Raw genomic sequence first — 18,439 nt, 5'->3', positions numbered from 1 at the left:
GAATACTGCCGCTTAACGTTGCGTGAATTTTTTAACAGTTCGCACGGCGTACACTGGGAACGCTGAATTAGAGATCGGCGTCCTTTCATACTTAATACTTTGGAGTTTTAAAATGTCTCTAAGTACTGAAGCTACAGCTAAAATCGTTTCTGAGTTCGGTCGTGATGCAAACGACACCGGTTCTACCGATGTTCAGGTTGCTCTGTTGACTGCACAGATTAACCACCTGCAGGGCCACTTTGCAGAGCACAAAAAAGATCACCACAGCCGTCGTGGTCTGCTGCGCATGGTTTCTCAGCGTCGTAAACTGCTCGACTACCTGAAACGTAAAGATGTTGCACGCTACACCGCGCTGATTGAGCGTCTGGGTCTGCGTCGCTAATTCTTGCGAGTTTCGTAAAAGGGGGCCTTCATGGCCCCTTTTTTCAAGCAGATGGCAGCAATTCACTGGAAACTATTGTATTGTTGCTATGAATGATCTTCCGTTGCAGAGGTTCGCGCGGCTAATGAGAGGCTTTACCCAATATCGTATGGGTTAGGGTTGTCATTAGTCGCGAGGATGCGCAGAAGATCGGGTATTAACGGCGATTCAGTCTGTGTCGCCAAAAATTTGAAAGGATATTATTTTGCTTAATCCGATCGTTCGTAAATTCCAGTACGGTCAGCATACCGTCACGCTGGAAACCGGCATGATGGCCCGTCAGGCTACTGCCGCTGTTATGGTTAGCATGGACGACACCGCGGTATTCGTTACCGTTGTTGGCCAGAAAAAAGCGAAGCCGGGTCAGGACTTCTTCCCGCTGACCGTTAACTATCAGGAGCGTACCTACGCTGCTGGCCGTATCCCAGGTAGCTTCTTCCGTCGTGAAGGCCGTCCAAGCGAAGGCGAAACCCTGATCGCGCGTCTGATTGACCGCCCGGTTCGTCCGCTGTTTCCGGAAGGTTTCGTGAACGAAGTTCAGGTTATCGCAACCGTCGTTTCCGTTAACCCACAGGTTAACCCGGATATCGTGGCGATGATCGGTGCCTCTGCTGCACTGTCTCTGTCTGGTATTCCGTTCAACGGCCCAATCGGTGCGGCACGTGTTGGTTATATCAATGACCAGTACGTACTGAACCCGACTCAGGACGAGCTGAAAGAGAGCAAGCTGGATCTGGTGGTAGCTGGTACCGAAGCTGCCGTACTGATGGTTGAATCCGAAGCGGAACTGCTGAGTGAAGATCAAATGCTGGGCGCCGTGGTGTTCGGTCACGATCAGCAGCAGGTGGTTATCCAGGCGATCAACGATCTGGTGAAAGAAGCCGGTAAACCGCGTTGGGACTGGCAGCCGGAAGCTGTAAACGAAGCGCTGAACGCGCGCGTTGCTGCGCTTGCTGAATCTCGCCTGAGCGATGCTTACCGTATCACCGATAAACAAGAGCGTTATGCTCAGGTTGACGTGATCAAATCTGAAACCATCGCGACGCTGGTTGCTGAAGACGAAACCCTGGACGCTAATGAACTGGGTGAAATCCTGCACGCAATCGAGAAAAACGTTGTTCGTAGCCGTGTACTGGCTGGCGAGCCGCGCATCGATGGCCGTGAAAAAGACATGATCCGTGGTCTGGACGTGCGCACTGGCGTACTGCCGCGTACTCACGGTTCTGCACTGTTCACCCGTGGTGAAACTCAGGCGCTGGTTACTGCAACGCTGGGAACTGCACGTGACGCACAGGTTCTTGATGAACTGATGGGCGAGCGTACTGACAGCTTCCTGTTCCACTACAACTTCCCTCCGTACTCCGTTGGCGAAACCGGCATGGTCGGTTCTCCGAAGCGTCGTGAAATTGGTCACGGTCGTCTGGCGAAGCGCGGCGTTCTGGCTGTTATGCCAGAAATGGACAAATTCCCGTACACCGTACGTGTGGTGTCTGAAATCACCGAATCTAACGGTTCTTCTTCCATGGCTTCCGTCTGTGGCGCTTCTCTGGCGCTGATGGACGCAGGTGTGCCGATCAAAGCCGCCGTTGCGGGTATCGCAATGGGTCTGGTGAAAGAAGGCGACAACTTTGTCGTACTGTCTGACATCTTGGGCGACGAAGACCACCTCGGCGATATGGACTTCAAAGTGGCGGGTTCCCGCGACGGTATCTCTGCTCTGCAGATGGATATCAAAATTGAAGGTATCACCAAAGAGATCATGCAGGTTGCACTGAACCAGGCTAAAGGTGCGCGTCTGCACATCCTGGGCGTGATGGAACAGGCGATCAACGCGCCGCGCGGCGACATTTCTCAGTTTGCTCCGCGTATCCACACCATCAAGATCAACCCGGACAAGATCAAAGACGTGATCGGCAAGGGTGGTTCTGTGATCCGTGCGTTGACCGAAGAAACCGGCACCACCATCGAAATCGAAGATGACGGTACTGTGAAGATCGCGGCGACCGACGGTGAGAAAGCGAAACACGCTATCCGTCGTATCGAAGAGATCACGGCAGAAATCGAAGTTGGTCGTATCTACAATGGTAAAGTGACCCGTATCGTTGACTTTGGCGCATTTGTTGCCATCGGCGGCGGTAAAGAAGGTCTGGTTCACATCTCGCAGATCGCGGATAAGCGCGTAGAGAAAGTGACCGATTACCTGCAGATGGGCCAGGAAGTACCGGTTAAAGTTCTGGAAGTTGATCGCCAGGGCCGCGTACGTCTGAGCATTAAAGAAGCAACTGAACAATCTCAGCCAGCGGCTGCACCGGAAGCTCCGGCTAGCCAGCAGGGCGAGTAAGGTTGCCATTTGCCCTCCGCGTTGCGGAGGGCTTTTAACCTGGCAGGACGCCTTGTTAGCAACCGGGGAACAGGACGTTCAATTAATCGTTGTCTTCGGGAGTGGGAAATGAAGCCTTTTTTGCGCTGGTGTTTCGTGGCAACAGCACTCACGCTGGCTGGATGCAGTAATTCCGCCTGGCGTAAGAGTGAAGTCCTCGCAGTACCATTGCAACCGACTTTGCAGCAGGAAGTGATTCTGGCACGCATGGAACAAATTCTTGCCAGTCGGGCTTTAACCGATGACGAACGCGCACAGCTTTTATATGAGCGCGGAGTGTTGTATGATAGTCTCGGTCTGAGGGCATTAGCGCGAAATGATTTTTCACAAGCGTTGGCAATCCGACCTGATATGCCTGAAGTATTCAATTACTTAGGCATTTATTTAACGCAGGCAGGCAATTTTGATGCTGCCTATGAAGCGTTTGATTCTGTACTTGAGCTTGATCCAACTTACAACTACGCGCACTTAAATCGCGGTATCGCATTGTATTACGGCGGTCGCGACAAGTTAGCGCAAGATGATCTGCTGGCGTTTTATCAAGACGATCCCAATGATCCTTTCCGCAGCCTGTGGCTTTATCTCGCTGAGCAGAAGCTCGATGAGAAGCAGGCGAAAGTTGCGCTGAAACAGCGCTTCGAGAAATCGGATAAAGAACAATGGGGATGGAACATTGTCGAGTTCTACCTGGGCAACATTAGCGAAGCAACGCTAATGGAAAAGCTCAAGGCGGACGCAACGGATAACACCTCGCTCGCTGAGCATCTCAGTGAAACCAACTTCTATTTAGGTAAGTACTACCTAAGTCTGGGGGATTTGGACAACGCTACGGCATTGTTCAAACTGGCGGTGGCTAACAACGTTCATAACTTTGTTGAGCACCGATATGCATTGTTGGAATTATCGCTCCTGGGCCAGGACCAAGATGACCTGGCAGAATCGGACCAGCAATAGCTGACGTACACATCAGCCCGTAATCTTTTTTGATTGCCATCACCTTCACGGGTGAGGGCGTTGTTGTTCGTTAATACACCTACTTTGAGCCGGTTCACACTTTTCAATGAAAATTGCAGATCAATTTCATGATGAGTTATGTAGACTGGCCGCCATTAATTTTGAGGCACACGTACTACATGGCTGAATTCGAAACCACTTTTGCAGATCTGGGCCTGAAGGCTCCTATCCTTGAAGCCCTTAACGATCTGGGTTACGAAAAACCATCTCCAATCCAGGCAGAGTGCATTCCGCATCTGCTGGGCGGTCGCGATGTTCTGGGTATGGCCCAGACCGGTAGCGGCAAAACCGCAGCGTTCTCTTTACCGCTGCTCAACAATCTTGATCCTGAGCTGAAGGCACCTCAGATTCTGGTGCTGGCACCGACCCGCGAACTGGCGGTTCAGGTAGCCGAAGCCATGACGGATTTCTCTAAACACATGCGCGGCGTGAACGTGGTTGCCCTTTACGGCGGCCAGCGTTATGACGTGCAGTTACGCGCCCTGCGTCAAGGGCCGCAGATCGTCGTCGGTACGCCGGGTCGTCTGCTTGATCACTTAAAACGCGGTACCCTGGACCTGTCTCGCCTGAGCGGTCTGGTACTGGACGAAGCCGATGAAATGCTGCGTATGGGCTTCATCGAAGACGTTGAAACCATCATGGCGCAGATCCCGGAGGGTCATCAGACCGCTCTGTTCTCTGCCACCATGCCGGAAGCGATTCGTCGCATTACCCGTCGTTTCATGAAAGAACCGCAGGAAGTGCGCATTCAGTCCAGCGTCACTACCCGTCCGGACATCAGCCAGAGCTACTGGACTGTCTGGGGCATGCGTAAGAATGAAGCGCTGGTGCGTTTCCTGGAAGCGGAAGATTTTGATGCGGCGATTATCTTCGTTCGTACCAAAAACGCGACGCTGGAAGTGGCTGAAGCGCTGGAGCGTAGCGGCTATAACAGTGCCGCGCTGAACGGCGACATGAACCAGGCGCTGCGTGAGCAGACCCTGGAGCGTCTGAAAGATGGTCGTCTGGATATCCTGATTGCCACCGACGTTGCGGCCCGTGGCCTGGACGTTGAGCGTATCAGCCTGGTAGTAAACTACGATATCCCGATGGATTCAGAGTCTTACGTTCACCGTATCGGTCGTACCGGTCGTGCGGGTCGTGCAGGCCGTGCGCTGCTGTTCGTTGAGAACCGCGAGCGTCGTCTGCTGCGTAACATCGAACGCACCATGAAGCTGACCATTCCGGAAGTTGAACTGCCGAACGCAGAACTGCTGGGCAAACGCCGTCTGGAAAAATTTGCGGCCAAAGTACAGCAGCAGTTGGAAAGCAGCGATCTGGATCAGTACCGTGCGCTGCTGGCTAAACTGCAGCCGACTGCGGAAGACGAAGAGCTGGATATCGAAACCCTGGCTGCCGCTCTGCTGAAGATGGCCCAGGGCGAACGTCCGCTGATTCTGCCGCCAGATGCGCCGATGCGTCCGAAGCGTGAATTCCGCGATCGTGACGATCGTGGTCCTCGTGACCGCAACGATCGCGCTCCGCGTGGCGACCGTGAAGACCGTCCGCGTCGTGAACGTCGCGATGTTGGCGATATGCAGCTGTATCGCATTGAAGTGGGCCGCGATGACGGTGTTGAAGTTCGTCATATCGTTGGCGCGATCGCCAACGAAGGCGACATCAGCAGCCGTTACATTGGTAACATCAAGCTGTTCGCTTCGCACTCCACCATCGAACTGCCGAAAGGTATGCCGGGTGAAGTATTGCAGCACTTTACGCGTACCCGCATCCTCAACAAACCGATGAATATGCAGTTGGTGGGCGATGCACAGCCGCACACTGAACGTCGTGGCGGTGGTCGTAGCTTCGGCGGTGAGCGTCGTGAAGGTGGTCGCGGTTTCGGCGGTGAGCGTCGTGAAGGTGGCCGTGGTGATGGTCGTCGTTTCAGCGGTGAACGTCGTGAAGGTAGCCGTGCGCCACGTCGTGAAGACGGTACCAGCCGTCGTCGTGACGCGTAAACCTTTCGTTTACTGACGTAAAGTAATAGATACAGCCCCGATAAAATCATCGGGGCTTTTTTTATTTCATTTGTACTATTGTACTGGTACAGTGCAACACACTAAAATGCGGTCACAATATTATTCGCTGGAGAAATCGCTAAATGGCAACACTAACCACCACCCAGACATCACCTTCGCTGCTCGGCGGCGTGGTGATTATCGGCGGCACCATTATTGGCGCAGGGATGTTCTCTCTGCCGGTGGTTATGGCAGGTAGCTGGTTTTTCTGGTCAATGGCGGCGCTGGTCTTTACCTGGTTCTGCATGCTGCATTCCGGTTTGATGATTCTTGAAGCAAACCTTAACTACCGGATTGGCTCAAGCTTCGACACCATCACCAAAGACCTGCTGGGCAAAGGCTGGAACGTGGTCAACGGTATCTCTATTGCCTTTGTGCTCTATATCCTGACCTACGCCTATATTTCGGCGAGCGGTTCGATTCTGCACCATACGTTCAGCGAGATGTCGCTGAACGTGCCTGCCCGTGCGGCCGGTTTTGGTTTTGCGCTGTTGGTGGCGTTTGTGGTGTGGCTGAGTACCAAAGCGGTGAGCCGTATGACGGCGATCGTGCTGGGTGCGAAGGTGATTACTTTCTTCCTGACCTTTGGCAGTCTGCTTGGACACGTTGCGCCGACAACGCTGTTTAACGTCGCGGAAAGTAACGCCTCTTATACGCCGTACCTGCTGATGACACTGCCGTTCTGTCTGGCGTCATTTGGCTATCACGGTAACGTCCCGAGCCTGATGAAATACTACGGTAAAGACCCTCGTACTATTGTGAAGTGCCTGGTTTACGGGACGCTGCTGGCGCTAGTGCTTTACACCGTCTGGTTGCTGGGGACGATGGGGAACATTCCACGTCCGGCGTTTATCGGCATTGCGCAGAAGGGCGGCAATATTGATGTGCTGGTACAGGCGCTGAGCGGTGTGCTGAACAGCCGTAGTCTGGATCTACTGCTGGTGGTGTTCTCTAACTTCGCGGTGGCGAGTTCGTTCCTTGGCGTCACGCTGGGACTGTTTGACTATCTGGCGGATCTGTTTAGTTTTGACGATTCGGCGCAGGGACGCTTCAAAACCGCGCTGCTCACCTTTGCTCCGCCGATCGTCGGGGGGCTGTTGTGGCCGAACGGATTCCTGTATGCCATTGGCTACGCAGGACTGGCGGCGACTATCTGGGCCGCGATTGTACCGGCGCTGTTGGCACGCAAATCACGCCAGCGCTTCGGTAGCCCGAAATTCCGTGTCTGGGGTGGTAAGCCGATGATTGTCCTGATTCTGGTTTTCGGTGTGGGTAACGCGCTGGTACACATCCTGTCGAGTTTTAATTTGCTGCCTGTATACCAGTAACCTTGTGGCCCGGTGGCGCTACGCTTACCGGGCCTACAGGGATCGCGTAGGCCGGATAAGGCGAAGCCGCCATCCGGCAAAAAGGCTACCCCACCAACTCTTCTTTCACCTGCATCGCCAGTTCAAACGAATGCAAACGCGCCTGATGGTCAAAAATCTGCCCGTTAACCATGATCTCGTCGGCCTGGGTTTCACGCAGAATAGACTCCAGCCCGTGGCGTACTTTCGCTTTATCCCCGACCAACGACATACTGAGTGCCTGTTGTACGCCGTACTGTTCTGACGGCGACCAGAACTGCTCTATATTTTGAATCGGCGCCGGGAGTTGGCCTGTTTCGCCACGCCGCAACTTCACGAACGCTTGCTGCATCGAGGTGAACAGATACTCCGCATCACGGTTACTGTCGGCGGCAATGATATTGATACACACCATTGCGTACGGTTTTTCCAGCCGCGTTGACGGCCTGAACTGAGTGCGGTACAGATGTAGCGCCTGGAACAGCATATCCGGCGCGAAGTGGGAGGCAAAAGCGAACGGCAGGCCAAGCTGTGCGGCTAACTGCGCGCTATAGAGGCTGGAGCCTAACAGCCAGACCGGGATCTTCTCGCCGTAGCCAGGCACCGGGCGTACCTGCGGATTGGGATCGCGCGCATCAAACCAGTCCACCAGTTCAGCGACGTCGCGAGGGAAGTTATCGATATCGCTGCCCATATGGCGGCGCAGCGCCCGCATCGTCGGCTGGTCGCTGCCCGGCGCGCGTCCTAAGCCGAGATCGATACGTCCGGGATAGAGCGTATTCAGCGTACCGAACTGTTCGGCGATCACCAGCGGTGAGTGGTTGGGGAGCATGACGCCGCCGGAACCGAGATGTAAAGTCCGGGTGTTCGCGGCGAGATAGCCAATCAGCACTGAGGTGGCCGCGCTGGCGATACCGGTCATGTTGTGATGTTCCGCCAGCCAGTAGCGGTGATAGCCTCGTTTTTCCGCGAGGCGCGCGAGATCCAGCGAGTGCGTGAACGCCTCTTTAGCTGAGGATCCGTCAGGAATCGGTGCCAGATCCAGCACCGAGAAAGGAATGGTTTTGTCAGTCATAACGGCTCACTTTGTTACCAGTTAATCTTTTCATACTGCATTAAAGATTAGTTAATGTTGTTAACAAAGTGAGCTATTTATCAGAACTGCAGCTCGAGTCCGGCCAGGCGTTTCCAGTAGCCATTGCAGTCGCTGTGCGCGGTGAGTGGCAGTGGGGCGCATCCCGTTTCATTGGCGCGGAAGGCGTCGAGCATCGCGAATGTCTCCGTTCCCAGCGGTGACAGGCGCACGATATCCACCAGCCCCTGCATTGACGTCAGTTCATTGCCGAGGTTGTAGATATAGCCGCTCATGGTCTGAATGCCATTGAGGACGAACACCTGTTGATTTTCCTGGGAGAGCACGTCGCGGCCATTAGGGTACTTGATGCAGCAGGTTTCGCACTCATCTTTCGGACGATCTTCCGAGCGGGCGGTAAAGCAGCGTGCGGAGTAAGCCAGCGGCAGGTGCCCATAGCTCAGGACTTCCACTTCAAACTGCTGACGAATCCCCAGTTCATCACACTGATTGAGCAGGTTCGCCAGCCAGTCGCGGGAAAGCTCCACCGGCATGCACCAGCGCACCATCCCCTGCTTGAGCAGCAGGCGCAGCGTGACTGCGTTGTAGCAGTTCAGCGCGTGTCCGGCGACGAACGGTAGCTTGCGGTCGGCGCACATATTCACCACGCCAAGATCGCTGGCCTCCAGCAGAAAGTCTCCGTTTTCGACATAGCGCTTCAGTTCGTTCAGCTCAGAAGAGGCTTGCACCAGCGCCAGCGTCGAAAGCACCACCTGCTTACCGCTACCGGCGAGCGATTTAGCCATATCCAGCCAGTCGCCGACTTTGGTGGCGCGGCGTTTGCTACATACCGCTTCGCCGAGATAGATGACATCAGCGCTGCTGGTGGCAGCCTGCTGATAAAAGTCTTCCAGCGTTTCTTTCGGCCAGTAGTAAAGCACCGGCCCTAAGGAGTATTTCATTGCTTTTCTCACTGCCATTTACGGTGATACGCGCCAAGCGTCGTCTGAGTGCCTTCGGACATCGCGCCGAGCGTCTCCATCCAGGCGGCCTGCGGCGCATAGTTCTGCGGGTCGGCCATACAGCGGTCGATCGCCTGACGCCACACTTTTGCGACCTGGCTGACATAGGCTGGGCTGCGTTGACGGCCTTCGATTTTCACCGAGGCAATATTCGCCGCCAGCAGTTCCGGCAGGAGTTCCAGCGTGTTCAGGCTGGTGGGTTCTTCCAGCACGTGATAACGCTCGCCGTCGACCAGATAGCGACCTTTACACAGCGTCGGATAGCCCGCGTTTTCCCCGTCCTGATAGCGGTCGATCAGTACTTCATTGAGGCGTGATTCCAGTCCCTGCGGCGTCTGTTGCCAGCGCACAAAGCGGGCAGGGGAACAGGCCCCTACCGTATTGGGGGATTCACCGGTCAGCCAGGACGAGAGGTAACAGCGGCCTTCGGCCATAATGCACAGACTGCCGAAAGCAAAAACCTCCAGCGGCACCGGCGTTGCGCGGGCAAGCTGTTTCACCTGATGGATCGAGAGCACGCGCGGCAGGACGACGCGAGCAACATCGAAATTGCGGTGATAAAAGTTGATCGCTTCTTCATTGGTAGCCGAAGCCTGAACAGAGACATGGCGCTCAATATGCGGGTAACGAACTGCGGCATACTCAAGCATGGCGAGATCGGCGAGGATCAGCGCATCCGCTCCCAGTTGCGCAGCCATATCCACCGCACGCTGCCAGCGGGCATAACCATCCGGATGCGCAAATGTGTTAATTGCGATGTGTAATTTACGGCGGTGTTGATGGACAAAACTCACCGCTTCCTGCAATTTCTTCTCGGTAAAGTTAAGGCCGGCGAAGTGGCGGGCGTTAGTATCATCTTTAAGCCCGATATAAACGGCATCAGCGCCGTTTTCGATGGCCGCCTTAAGCGCCGGGAGATTTCCGGCAGGGCAGAGCAGCTCCATAATTTATCCTGAAGATTGCGCCGCCTGGGACGCATAATTGTTAACGAACAAGGATTTTAGTTAACCTTGCTGCGACAATTTTTGATTTAAGGCAGTTAAAGTCGTATTGATATCAGTAATAAAGAGGTAGGGATTTCGCACGTAATTGTTGATTTACGCCGCTATGTCGTTTATCTGATATGGCAAAATAGCAGGATAATTGAAACAGGGAGTAAAGCTCGTGTTAGATAAGCTGCGTTCACGCTTAGTACATTTCGGTCCTTCTCTGATGAGTGTGCCAGTTAAATTGACGCCCTTTGCACTGCAACGCCAGGTTCTGGAACAGGTTCTGAGCTGGCAATTTCGCCAGGCCCTCGCTGACGGGGAGCTGGAGTTCCTTGAAGGCCGTTGGTTAAGCATTACGGTTCGTGATATCGGCCTGAAGTGGTATACCTCGGTTGAGAATGACAAACTGATCGTCAGCGAGGACGCGCAAGCCGACGTGAGTTTTAGCGCCGACGCCAGCGATCTGCTGATGATCGCCGCGCGTAAGCAGGATCCGGATACGCTCTTCTTCCAGCGCCGCCTGGTGATTGAAGGGGATACGGAGTTAGGGTTGTATGTGAAGAACCTGATGGATGCCATTGAGCTGGAGCAGATGCCCAAAGCGTTGCGCGTTATGCTGCTGCAACTGGCGGATTTTGTTGAGGCGGGCATGAAATACTCGCCAGAAACCAAACAGACATCGGTAGGTGAACCATGCTGATTCGAGTAGAAATTCCCATTGATGCACCCGGTATTGATGCCCTGCTGCGTCGTTCATTCGAAAGCGATGCGGAAGCGGAACTGGTACACTCCCTGCGTGAAGATGGTTTTCTGACGCTCGGTCTGGTCGCCACCGACGATGAAGGTCAGGTGGTGGGCTACGTGGCATTCAGTCCTGTTGACGTGCAGGGTGAAGATTTGCAGTGGGTCGGCATGGCACCGCTGGCAGTTGATGAAAACTACCGTGGGCAAGGCCTGGCGCGCCAGTTGGTCTACGAAGGACTGGATTCACTCAACGAATTTGGCTATGCCGCCGTGGTCACCCTGGGCGATCCGGCACTGTACAGCCGCTTTGGTTTCGAGCTGGCCGCCCATTACGATCTGCATTGCCGCTGGCCGGGCACCGAAAGTGCGTTCCAGGTACATCGTTTAGCGGAAGACGCGCTAAACGGCGTCACGGGACTGGTCGAGTATCACGATCACTTTAATCGTTTTTAAGCGCCGTGGTTTGCAGGTCGTTCAGTAACGCTGCAAACCCTTCGCCTTCTGCGACAAGCCGTTCTTTCTGCCGCTTGGTGAGTCTTTTAACCCGGTATTCAGCGCGTAGCGCCAGTGAACGATCGCCAACCGGTGCGGAAAACGCCAGCGTCAACTCCCCTTTTCCCCGTAGCGCCTTCGCGCCTTTACCACTTTGATGCTGTTGGTAGCGGCGCGCCACGTCGGTCGTGATCCCGGTATACAGGGCGTTATCGGCGGTGCGGATCAGATAAAGATACCAGGGTGTCATCATGGCCTTCGGCGTGTTACGTTTCTGGCATCCAGTATAAAAGAGAACCGAGATGGAAACACTCACTGCAATCAGTCGTTGGCTGGCGAAACAACATGTTGTGACCTGGTGCGTGCACCGTGAAGGCGAACTGTGGTGTGCAAATGCGTTTTATCTCTTCGACGCCAAAAAGGTGGTTTTTTATCTGCTGACGGAAGAGAAAACGCGTCATGCGCAGATGTCAGGCCCGCGAGCGCCCGTTGCCGGAACAGTAAACGGCCAACCAAAAACGGTCGCATTGATTCGCGGTGTGCAGTTTACAGGCGAGATCCGTCAACTGGCAGGCGAAGAAAGCGACGCGGCGCGACAGGCCTATCTTCGCCGCTTTCCAGTCGCCAGGATGCTGTCCGCGCCGGTATGGGAAATCCGCCTGGATGAACTCAAGTTCACCGACAATACCCTGGGCTTTGGCAAAAAGCTGGTGTGGCTACGTCAGTCAGGCACCAAGGATACGTAATGCTTCCCGATTGAACGCTGGCAGATCGTCGGGGGTACGACTGGTAACCAGTTGGTCTTTATCAACCACCACCTCCTGATCGTAAAATTCCGCACCCGCATTTTTCACATCGATAATGATCGGTTTCACCGCTGTGAGTTTACGACCGCGAATAACATCGGCACTGATCAGCAACTGTGGCCCGTGGCAGATGGCGAAGACGGGTTTACCCGTATTCACGAAGTCGCGTGTAAAGGTGACGAAGCGATCGTCACCGCGCAGGTAATCCGGTGAATGACCTCCCGGTAACAGCAGGGCATCAAAATCAGCAGGCCGGACCTCATCAATCGCTTTATCTATGGTGACGCTGGCCTCGCCTTTTTTGCCTTTCACCGTTTTACCTGCCTGTTTTTCAATCGTAATGACCTCATGCCCGGCCTGGCGAAATTCTGCTGCAGGTGAGGTGAATTCTGAATCCTCAAACTCGTCAGTGATCAAAACGGCAATCTTCTTACTCATACGTCCTCCGCGATAGTGGCATTGGATAAGGCAATTTTTCCATGATGATGGATAATTACACTGTGAACTAATAAGCCTGGTCGATGAGACTGAGGGCGCAAGGCGGACTATTCTGGAAAGGAGTGAGGATGAATCAGGTACTGATTACCGGGGCGACCGGGTTGGTTGGCGGGCATTTGCTGCGGATGCTGCTTAATGAACCGAAGATCCATTCAATTGCAGCCCCGACGCGACGTCCGCTGGCGGACATGCCTGGCGTCTATAATCCCTACGATCCGCAATTGAGCGATGCGCTGGCGCAGGTTACCGATCCTGTCGATATCGTTTTTTGCTGTCTGGGTACGACCCGGCGCGAAGCTGGCAGCAAAGAGGCATTTATTCATGCCGACTATACGCTGGTGGTCGACACCGCCTTGACCGGCCGCCGTCTGGGCGCTCAGCATATGCTGGTGGTGAGTTCGATGGGGGCCAACGCCCGTTCGCCGTTTTTCTACAATCGTGTAAAAGGGGAAATGGAAGAGGCGCTGATCGCGCAAGCGTGGCCGAAGTTGACGATTGCGCGTCCGTCGATGCTGCTTGGTGACCGCAACAGACATCGGTTCACTGAAACTCTTTTTGCGCCGTTTTTCCGGTTGTTGCCAGGCAACTGGAAGTCGATTGACGCGCGGGACGTAGCGCGCGCAATGCTGGCTGATGCGCTGTCACCTGAACATGAAGGTGTGACGATCCTGACCTCGTCTCAGCTGCGGGAGAAGGCGGCGTCAATATAGCATTTCCAAACATTTCCCAAAGGCGTAGTATTCTCCGGCTTATTACTCTTACACTCCCTGGGGAATGCTATGGCTGGTCAGTCTTCATCTCAGGCGGCAACACCGTTTCAATGGTGGAAGCCCGCTCTTTTCTTTCTTGTTGTCATCGTCGGTCTCTGGTACGTGAAATGGCAGCCTTATTACGGGAAAGCCTTCATTGCCGCAGATACTCACAGTATCGGTAAATCCATTCTGGCGCAGGCCGATGCGAACCCGTGGCAGGCGGCCTGGGACTATGCGATGGTCTATTTCATTGCAGTCTGGAAGGCCGCAGTATTGGGGGTGATCCTTGGCTCGCTGATTCAGGTTCTGATCCCGCGCGACTGGCTGTTACGTACGCTCGGGCAAGCGCGTTTTCGCGGCACGTTATTTGGCACGCTTTTCTCTCTGCCCGGCATGATGTGTACCTGCTGCGCCGCACCGGTGGCGGCGGGGATGCGTCGCCAGCAGGTTTCGATGGGTGGGGCGCTGGCATTCTGGATGGGGAATCCCCTGTTAAACCCGGCGACGCTGGTATTTATGGGCTTTGTCCTCGGCTGGCATTTCGCGGCGATTCGTCTGGTTGCCGGACTGGCAATGGTGCTGGTGGTGGCGACGCTGGTGCAAAAATGGGTGAAAGAGCCTCCACAAACTGAGTTGCCGGTAGAAATCACGCAACCAGATGCGCAGGACGGGTTCTTTGTCCGCTGGGGGCGTGCGCTGTGGACGCTGTTCTGGAGTACTATTCCGGTCTACATCCTGGCGGTGCTGGTACTGGGCGCTGCGCGCGTCTGGCTGTTTCCGCATGCGGATGGTGCGATCGATAATAGCCTGCTGTGGGTGATTGCGCTGGCGGTAGCGGGTTGTTTGTTTGTGATCCCGACGGCGGCAGAAATCCCGATTGTGCAGACAATGATGCTGGCAGGGATGGGCACTGCGCCTGCGCTTGCACTGCTGATGACCTTACCCGCGGTTAGCCTGCCGTCGCTCATTATGCTGCGTAAAGCGTTCCCGGCAAAAGCATTGTGGTTAACGGCAGTGCTGGTGGTGGTCTCTGGCGTGATAGTAGGAAGTATTGCGCTGGTATAAAAAGGAATGCCGGGGGCGCTTCGCTTGCCCGGCCTACAATAATACACTCTGTAGGCCGGATAAGGCGGTCACGCCGCCATCCGGCACATATGGCCTGATGTCGACGCTAAAGCGCCTAATCAGGCCTTGGGGGATTACTTGATGAAGGTAAACGCCGTGGTCACGCGCTTCACGCCGCTGACCCGGCTGGCGATATCCGCAGCCGCTTTCGCTTCACGTTCGGTCACCAGACCTAACAGGAACACTTCGCCGTTTTCGGTCGTCACTTTCACGTTTGATGATTTAACCTGGTCGCTGGTCAGTAGCTGAGAGCGCACTTTGGTGGTGATCCAGGTGTCATTTGACGCGGTGCCCATGCCAATCGGCTGACCCTGACGGATCTCGTTATAGACCTCGGTGGCGCCATCGACACCCATTGCAATTTGTTTAGCCCGTGAGGAGAGCTCACTATTCGGCGACTGACCGACCAGTAACACTTTACCCTGATAAGCCGTCACGTTAATGCGTGTTTCTTTCTTGATCTGTGCATCTTTCGACAGCGCGCTGTTGACGCGCACTTCCAGGGTTCCATCGTCTACCTGAGTGCCTACGCTACGTGGGTCTGTTGCTGCTTTGGTGCCAACGGCGGCGGTACCCACAACAGCAGCGGCCACACAACCTTGCAACAGCAGAGCAGAAATAAGGACTGCGATTGGCGATAAAGCCTTCATGTGTACTCCTTAATCATCCTGGTGAGGGAAAAGCGTGTTATCGATCAGATCGCACAGGCAGTTTACCGTCAGCATATGCATTTCCTGAATGCGCGCGCTATGATGCGAAGGGATACGGATCTCAACATCCTGTGGCCCTAATAGTCCAGCCAGTTCCCCCCCGTCATACCCGGTCAATGCCACAATCGTCATATCTCGCGTGACGGCGGCTTCCACGGCCTTAACAATATCGCGGCTGTTGCCGCGCGTCGAGATGGCCAGTAAGACATCGCCCGCATGACCTAACGCCCGAACCTGTTTTGCATACACTTCATCATGCAGACGGTCGTTAGCAATCGCTGTTAAGACCACATTATCCGTATTTAGTGCAATCGCAGGTAAACTGGGGCGTTCTGTTTCAAAGCGGTTGATCATGCTGGCAGCAAAATGCTGTGCGTTGGCGGCGGATGTCCCATTACCACAACAGAGAATTTTGTTGCCATTGAGCAGTGAATGAACCAGCGTCACGGCGGCGCGAGAGATAGCATCCGGGAGGGCTTCTGCCGCTGCAATTTGAGTTTGAATGCTTTCGGTAAAGCAGACTTTAATTCTGTCTAACACGCTAATCCTTAAATCTTCAATTATGAGCAGTCGGTAAAAGCGTTCCTGAACCACTCAACATCATTTCCGGTGAAGGCTAACACATCGAACCGGCAATCCACAGTATCAAAACTCCCATTGTGGCGCGCGAGCCACAAGCGGGCAGCCTGTAATAATTTACGCTGCTTGCTGCGTGTCACACTGGCAGCGGCACTACCAAACGTTGCAGAGCGTCGGTAGCGGACCTCAATGAAGACGGTCGACTTGCCATCACGCATGATCAGATCGATCTCGCCGCCGCGTTCATGCACGTTGGCGGCGATAAAATGCAGTCCCTTGCGCTCCAGCCAGCGACGTGCGGTGGTTTCCCACGCGTCACCGGCCTGTTTGCTCGTTAACTGGCGGGGACAATCTGCCCTTGTTGGTACTGGAGCCATGATAACTTCCTGTTAATCACACAGTCCTGACTGGCGGTCAGCGCGCCGGTATTCCCATTAATTTCGAAGCCCTGCACCTGACGCATCTGGGAGAAATGGTTCGCCAGCGACCAGGCGTCCACGCCCATTGCGTACATGCGCGCCAGCGAGTAGTCGTTATGCACTGCAGCCAGCGCCTGTTGCATCAGCGACGGATTCGCGCCTGCCAGCATAGGGATCTCGCTGTACTGCAGGCCATCCATTTCCAGACGGAAGTCCGGGCCAGCATTCCCCTGCGCGCTACGCGAACTCGCGTACAGCGTTGCACCACTCTGGCTACCGTTGCGCATGGCGATCATCGGCTTGATGAAGGCGATCTCATTCGGTGTTGCCAGAATATACACGGCATCCACGCGACCACCGTTGCCGCTAATCTGGGCATCCGTTGGCGGTGCCGGAATGGTTAAATTGCCAATGGTAACGCCGGGTTGAGACGGTGTGCTGGCAGCAATAGGGCTACCGGTTAACGCTATCCCGGAACCGCCGTTGACGCCCATACGCAGTTCCGCCGTCGAGCCAAATTTCTGTTGCAGCACTGTACTGCCACCCAGTTTTTGCCACTCCTGGGCAAAGGCGTTAGCAACACGATCGCCCAGCGCGCTACGTGGGATCAGCAGCAGCGGCGACTGTTTACCCTGTTCACGGATATGGCGCGCCGCATCACGCGCTTCATCTTCCGGTGAGAGGGCGAAGTAACAGATGTTTGCCCGGCTCTGCACCGATTCCGGCTGGTTAAGCGCCAGTACGTTCAGCGGAGTGTTGCTTTTGACCAGTTCGTCGACGTTGTTTTTCAGCAGCGGACCGACCACGATACTCGCGCCGTCCTGCTGAACCTGCGTCAGGATCTGATCGAGCGGTTGGGCGCTGGTATCATAAATTTTCAGCTCCGCGGAAGGATTTGCCGCCGCGCTGGTTGCGGCTGGTTGCACAGGCGTTGCCTGCGACGTGCTGACGGCGGCTGGCTGTTCGGCCTGCTCGTCGTGGGTTAAATCGCTCACTGATGCCTGGGAAGGACTGGCGACGCCATCAGTCGTCTGCGGCTGCGGGTCTGTTGGCGTTGGAGCGGCGACGTTTGCCGGTTGTGCGGCGGGCTGCGCGTCGACAGGTTGCGTACCAAGATTTTTGGCTGCTTCAAAGCCCTGTTGAATGGTGCGACCAAATACGGCCGCCTGACCGTTCAGCGGCAGCAGCAGGGCGATTTTACTGGTCGAGGCGGGTTTAAAGCTCTGCACGTTGACCAGTTGGGTTGGCAGCAGTTTCGCACCCGGATTTTGCGGGTAGCGTTTTTGCCAGTCGGCAATGCCTGCTTTCATCATGTCCGGATCGCTGCGATTATCAAACCAGACGCGTTGTAGATCCAGCCAGCCCTGCAGTACGTTTTCATCCGCATTGATCACCAGCGCCTGTGCCTGCTCCTGCGTCATTGCAGACAACGCTTGCCAGGTGGCGTCCATATTTTTCTGCTTATCCTTCTCGCCAAGCAGGGGTTCCTGCGCAATCAGGGCGCGCAGCAGCGAGAGTGACGGGCGGCCCTGGCTGGCGTCAATCTGCGCCTGCCAGTAGCGGGCCTGCTGATTTTTCTCAAAATCAGATGGGGTAAGCTTTTCCAGCAGGGCCTGTGCTCCGGCGAAATCTTTCTGGGCCAGTTTACTTTCCACGGCCAGCAGCGACTGTTCCCGGCGCTGGGTATCATTCAGATCCTGCGGCAGTTGGTTAAACAGGTCGATAGCCTGCTGGCTTTTGCCTTCTTTCAGCAGTGCACGAATGGCGAGTAATTGCCAGTTGGTCTTGCTATCATTTGCGCTTTGCTGCATCTGTTGCAGATAAAAGCCGGAATCAGCTTGTGCTGTGCCCTGCATATGGGCAGTGCTCTGATCGGGGGACTGGGTGCCGCAGCCGGCGAAAATAAGGGCTGCCAGAACGACAGGCAGACAGCGCGCGGCTTTTAAACAAGAGAATGTTAAGGGTACCATACTGTATCCAGTGATATTTTTTATACGCAATGCTCAATATTAA

20 protein-coding genes are annotated in these 18,439 nt (G+C 54.9%); 11 read left to right on the top strand and 9 right to left on the bottom strand.

Translation table 11 applies throughout. The annotated features are described in order from the left end of the window. Window positions 1-112: 112 nt before the first annotated feature. From rpsO to mtr, 6 genes are all read left to right on the top strand, one after another. Complete coding sequence (gene rpsO, locus I6L53_RS19905; RefSeq protein ID WP_000059465.1) at window positions 113-382, top strand: 30S ribosomal protein S15; 270 nt, start codon at window positions 113-115, stop codon at window positions 380-382. Window positions 383-626: 244 nt separating this feature from the next. After that, window positions 627-2,762: a polyribonucleotide nucleotidyltransferase gene (gene pnp / locus I6L53_RS19900; RefSeq protein WP_042325120.1), complete on the top strand. Its 2,136-nt coding sequence runs from the start codon at window positions 627-629 to the stop codon at window positions 2,760-2,762. 108 nt (window positions 2,763-2,870) lie between these two features. After that, complete coding sequence (nlpI, locus tag I6L53_RS19895; protein ID WP_042325123.1) at window positions 2,871-3,755, top strand: lipoprotein NlpI; 885 nt, start codon at window positions 2,871-2,873, stop codon at window positions 3,753-3,755. A 106-nt stretch (window positions 3,756-3,861) separates the two neighbouring features. Then, complete coding sequence (yrbN, locus tag I6L53_RS19890) at window positions 3,862-3,942, top strand: protein YrbN (protein WP_010723222.1); 81 nt, start codon at window positions 3,862-3,864, stop codon at window positions 3,940-3,942. Further along, on the top strand, window positions 3,935-5,812 hold the full coding sequence (deaD, locus tag I6L53_RS19885) for an ATP-dependent RNA helicase DeaD (RefSeq protein WP_042325125.1): 1,878 nt from the start codon (window positions 3,935-3,937) through the stop codon (window positions 5,810-5,812). The genes yrbN and deaD overlap by 8 nt, the downstream gene beginning before the upstream one ends. A 143-nt stretch (window positions 5,813-5,955) precedes the next feature. Then, window positions 5,956-7,200 carry a tryptophan permease gene (mtr, locus tag I6L53_RS19880; RefSeq protein WP_042325127.1) on the top strand — a complete coding sequence of 415 codons (1,245 nt, stop codon included), beginning with the start codon at window positions 5,956-5,958 and terminating at the stop codon, window positions 7,198-7,200. A gap of 85 nt (window positions 7,201-7,285) precedes the next feature. Here mtr and I6L53_RS19875 read toward each other — a convergent pair whose 3' ends face one another. The 3 genes from I6L53_RS19875 to ubiU form a co-directional block, all read right to left on the bottom strand. Beyond that, the gene (locus I6L53_RS19875; protein WP_042325129.1) at window positions 7,286-8,293 is read right to left on the bottom strand and encodes a luciferase-like monooxygenase; all 1,008 of its coding nucleotides are present in this window, start codon (window positions 8,291-8,293) and stop codon (window positions 7,286-7,288) included. 80 nt (window positions 8,294-8,373) lie between these two features. Further along, window positions 8,374-9,252, bottom strand: coding sequence for a U32 family peptidase (locus I6L53_RS19870; protein WP_042325130.1), 879 nt, complete (start codon window positions 9,250-9,252; stop codon window positions 8,374-8,376). Between the two features lie 8 nt (window positions 9,253-9,260). Continuing rightward, window positions 9,261-10,256: a ubiquinone anaerobic biosynthesis protein UbiU gene (gene ubiU / locus I6L53_RS19865; RefSeq protein ID WP_042325132.1), complete on the bottom strand. Its 996-nt coding sequence runs from the start codon at window positions 10,254-10,256 to the stop codon at window positions 9,261-9,263. A gap of 220 nt (window positions 10,257-10,476) precedes the next feature. Here ubiU and ubiT point away from each other — a divergent pair, with 220 nt between their 5' ends. Next, entirely contained in the window at window positions 10,477-11,001 is a 525-nt protein-coding gene (gene ubiT / locus I6L53_RS19860; protein ID WP_042325135.1) for a ubiquinone anaerobic biosynthesis accessory factor UbiT, read from the top strand. Continuing rightward, complete coding sequence (locus I6L53_RS19855) at window positions 10,995-11,498, top strand: GNAT family N-acetyltransferase (RefSeq protein WP_042325136.1); 504 nt, start codon at window positions 10,995-10,997, stop codon at window positions 11,496-11,498. The genes ubiT and I6L53_RS19855 overlap by 7 nt, the downstream gene beginning before the upstream one ends. Here I6L53_RS19855 and I6L53_RS19850 read toward each other — a convergent pair. Next, entirely contained in the window at window positions 11,485-11,787 is a 303-nt protein-coding gene (locus tag I6L53_RS19850) for a GIY-YIG nuclease family protein (protein ID WP_042325138.1), read from the bottom strand. The genes I6L53_RS19855 and I6L53_RS19850 overlap by 14 nt on opposite strands. Before the next feature lie 52 nt (window positions 11,788-11,839). On the opposite strand from I6L53_RS19850, the gene I6L53_RS19845 reads away from it, so the two are divergent. Next, on the top strand, window positions 11,840-12,283 hold the full coding sequence (locus I6L53_RS19845) for a YhbP family protein (RefSeq protein WP_042325140.1): 444 nt from the start codon (window positions 11,840-11,842) through the stop codon (window positions 12,281-12,283). On the opposite strand, the gene yhbO is transcribed toward I6L53_RS19845, so the two are convergent. Then, a complete protein-coding gene (gene yhbO, locus I6L53_RS19840; RefSeq protein WP_042325142.1) occupies window positions 12,263-12,781 on the bottom strand; it encodes a protein/nucleic acid deglycase in 519 nt (172 codons plus the stop codon). The genes I6L53_RS19845 and yhbO overlap by 21 nt on opposite strands. A gap of 128 nt (window positions 12,782-12,909) precedes the next feature. On the opposite strand from yhbO, the gene I6L53_RS19835 reads away from it, so the two are divergent. Further along, on the top strand, window positions 12,910-13,551 hold the full coding sequence (locus tag I6L53_RS19835) for an NAD(P)H-binding protein (RefSeq protein WP_042325144.1): 642 nt from the start codon (window positions 12,910-12,912) through the stop codon (window positions 13,549-13,551). Between the two features lie 69 nt (window positions 13,552-13,620). Continuing rightward, entirely contained in the window at window positions 13,621-14,658 is a 1,038-nt protein-coding gene (locus I6L53_RS19830) for a permease (RefSeq protein WP_042325146.1), read from the top strand. 134 nt (window positions 14,659-14,792) lie between these two features. Here I6L53_RS19830 and dolP read toward each other — a convergent pair whose 3' ends face one another. From dolP to I6L53_RS19810, 4 genes are read right to left on the bottom strand one after another with little or no spacing between them, the layout of a single operon-like run. After that, window positions 14,793-15,368: a division/outer membrane stress-associated lipid-binding lipoprotein gene (dolP, locus tag I6L53_RS19825; RefSeq protein WP_042325148.1), complete on the bottom strand. Its 576-nt coding sequence runs from the start codon at window positions 15,366-15,368 to the stop codon at window positions 14,793-14,795. A 9-nt stretch (window positions 15,369-15,377) separates the two neighbouring features. Further along, window positions 15,378-15,968, bottom strand: coding sequence for a DnaA initiator-associating protein DiaA (gene diaA / locus I6L53_RS19820; protein ID WP_042325150.1), 591 nt, complete (start codon window positions 15,966-15,968; stop codon window positions 15,378-15,380). Window positions 15,969-15,988: 20 nt separating this feature from the next. Then, complete coding sequence (locus I6L53_RS19815; RefSeq protein WP_042325153.1) at window positions 15,989-16,384, bottom strand: YraN family protein; 396 nt, start codon at window positions 16,382-16,384, stop codon at window positions 15,989-15,991. Then, window positions 16,342-18,396: a penicillin-binding protein activator gene (locus I6L53_RS19810; RefSeq protein ID WP_042325155.1), complete on the bottom strand. Its 2,055-nt coding sequence runs from the start codon at window positions 18,394-18,396 to the stop codon at window positions 16,342-16,344. The genes I6L53_RS19815 and I6L53_RS19810 overlap by 43 nt, the downstream gene beginning before the upstream one ends. Window positions 18,397-18,439 lie beyond the last annotated feature (43 nt).

The organism is Citrobacter farmeri (assembly GCF_019048065.1).
Classification (GTDB): Bacteria; Pseudomonadota; Gammaproteobacteria; order Enterobacterales; family Enterobacteriaceae; genus Citrobacter_A; species Citrobacter_A farmeri.
This window is presented reverse-complemented; position numbering and strand designations above follow the sequence as displayed.

Bases quoted from the DNA above. Each gene is read 5' to 3' on its own strand.
- rpsO (WP_000059465.1), top strand. From the start codon at position 113: ATGTCTCTAAGTACTGAAGCTACAGCTAAAATCGTTTCTGAGTTCGGT.
- nlpI (WP_042325123.1), top strand. From the start codon at position 2,871: ATGAAGCCTTTTTTGCGCTGGTGTTTCGTGGCAACAGCACTCACGCTG.
- yrbN (WP_010723222.1), top strand. From the start codon at position 3,862: ATGAAAATTGCAGATCAATTTCATGATGAGTTATGTAGACTGGCCGCC.
- deaD (WP_042325125.1), top strand. From the start codon at position 3,935: ATGGCTGAATTCGAAACCACTTTTGCAGATCTGGGCCTGAAGGCTCCT.
- mtr (WP_042325127.1), top strand. From the start codon at position 5,956: ATGGCAACACTAACCACCACCCAGACATCACCTTCGCTGCTCGGCGGC.
- I6L53_RS19875 (WP_042325129.1), bottom strand. From the start codon at position 8,293: ATGACTGACAAAACCATTCCTTTCTCGGTGCTGGATCTGGCACCGATT.
- I6L53_RS19870 (WP_042325130.1), bottom strand. From the start codon at position 9,252: ATGAAATACTCCTTAGGGCCGGTGCTTTACTACTGGCCGAAAGAAACG.
- ubiU (WP_042325132.1), bottom strand. From the start codon at position 10,256: ATGGAGCTGCTCTGCCCTGCCGGAAATCTCCCGGCGCTTAAGGCGGCC.
- I6L53_RS19855 (WP_042325136.1), top strand. From the start codon at position 10,995: ATGCTGATTCGAGTAGAAATTCCCATTGATGCACCCGGTATTGATGCC.
- I6L53_RS19850 (WP_042325138.1), bottom strand. From the start codon at position 11,787: ATGACACCCTGGTATCTTTATCTGATCCGCACCGCCGATAACGCCCTG.
- I6L53_RS19845 (WP_042325140.1), top strand. From the start codon at position 11,840: ATGGAAACACTCACTGCAATCAGTCGTTGGCTGGCGAAACAACATGTT.
- yhbO (WP_042325142.1), bottom strand. From the start codon at position 12,781: ATGAGTAAGAAGATTGCCGTTTTGATCACTGACGAGTTTGAGGATTCA.
- I6L53_RS19835 (WP_042325144.1), top strand. From the start codon at position 12,910: ATGAATCAGGTACTGATTACCGGGGCGACCGGGTTGGTTGGCGGGCAT.
- I6L53_RS19830 (WP_042325146.1), top strand. From the start codon at position 13,621: ATGGCTGGTCAGTCTTCATCTCAGGCGGCAACACCGTTTCAATGGTGG.
- dolP (WP_042325148.1), bottom strand. From the start codon at position 15,368: ATGAAGGCTTTATCGCCAATCGCAGTCCTTATTTCTGCTCTGCTGTTG.
- I6L53_RS19815 (WP_042325153.1), bottom strand. From the start codon at position 16,384: ATGGCTCCAGTACCAACAAGGGCAGATTGTCCCCGCCAGTTAACGAGC.
- I6L53_RS19810 (WP_042325155.1), bottom strand. From the start codon at position 18,396: ATGGTACCCTTAACATTCTCTTGTTTAAAAGCCGCGCGCTGTCTGCCT.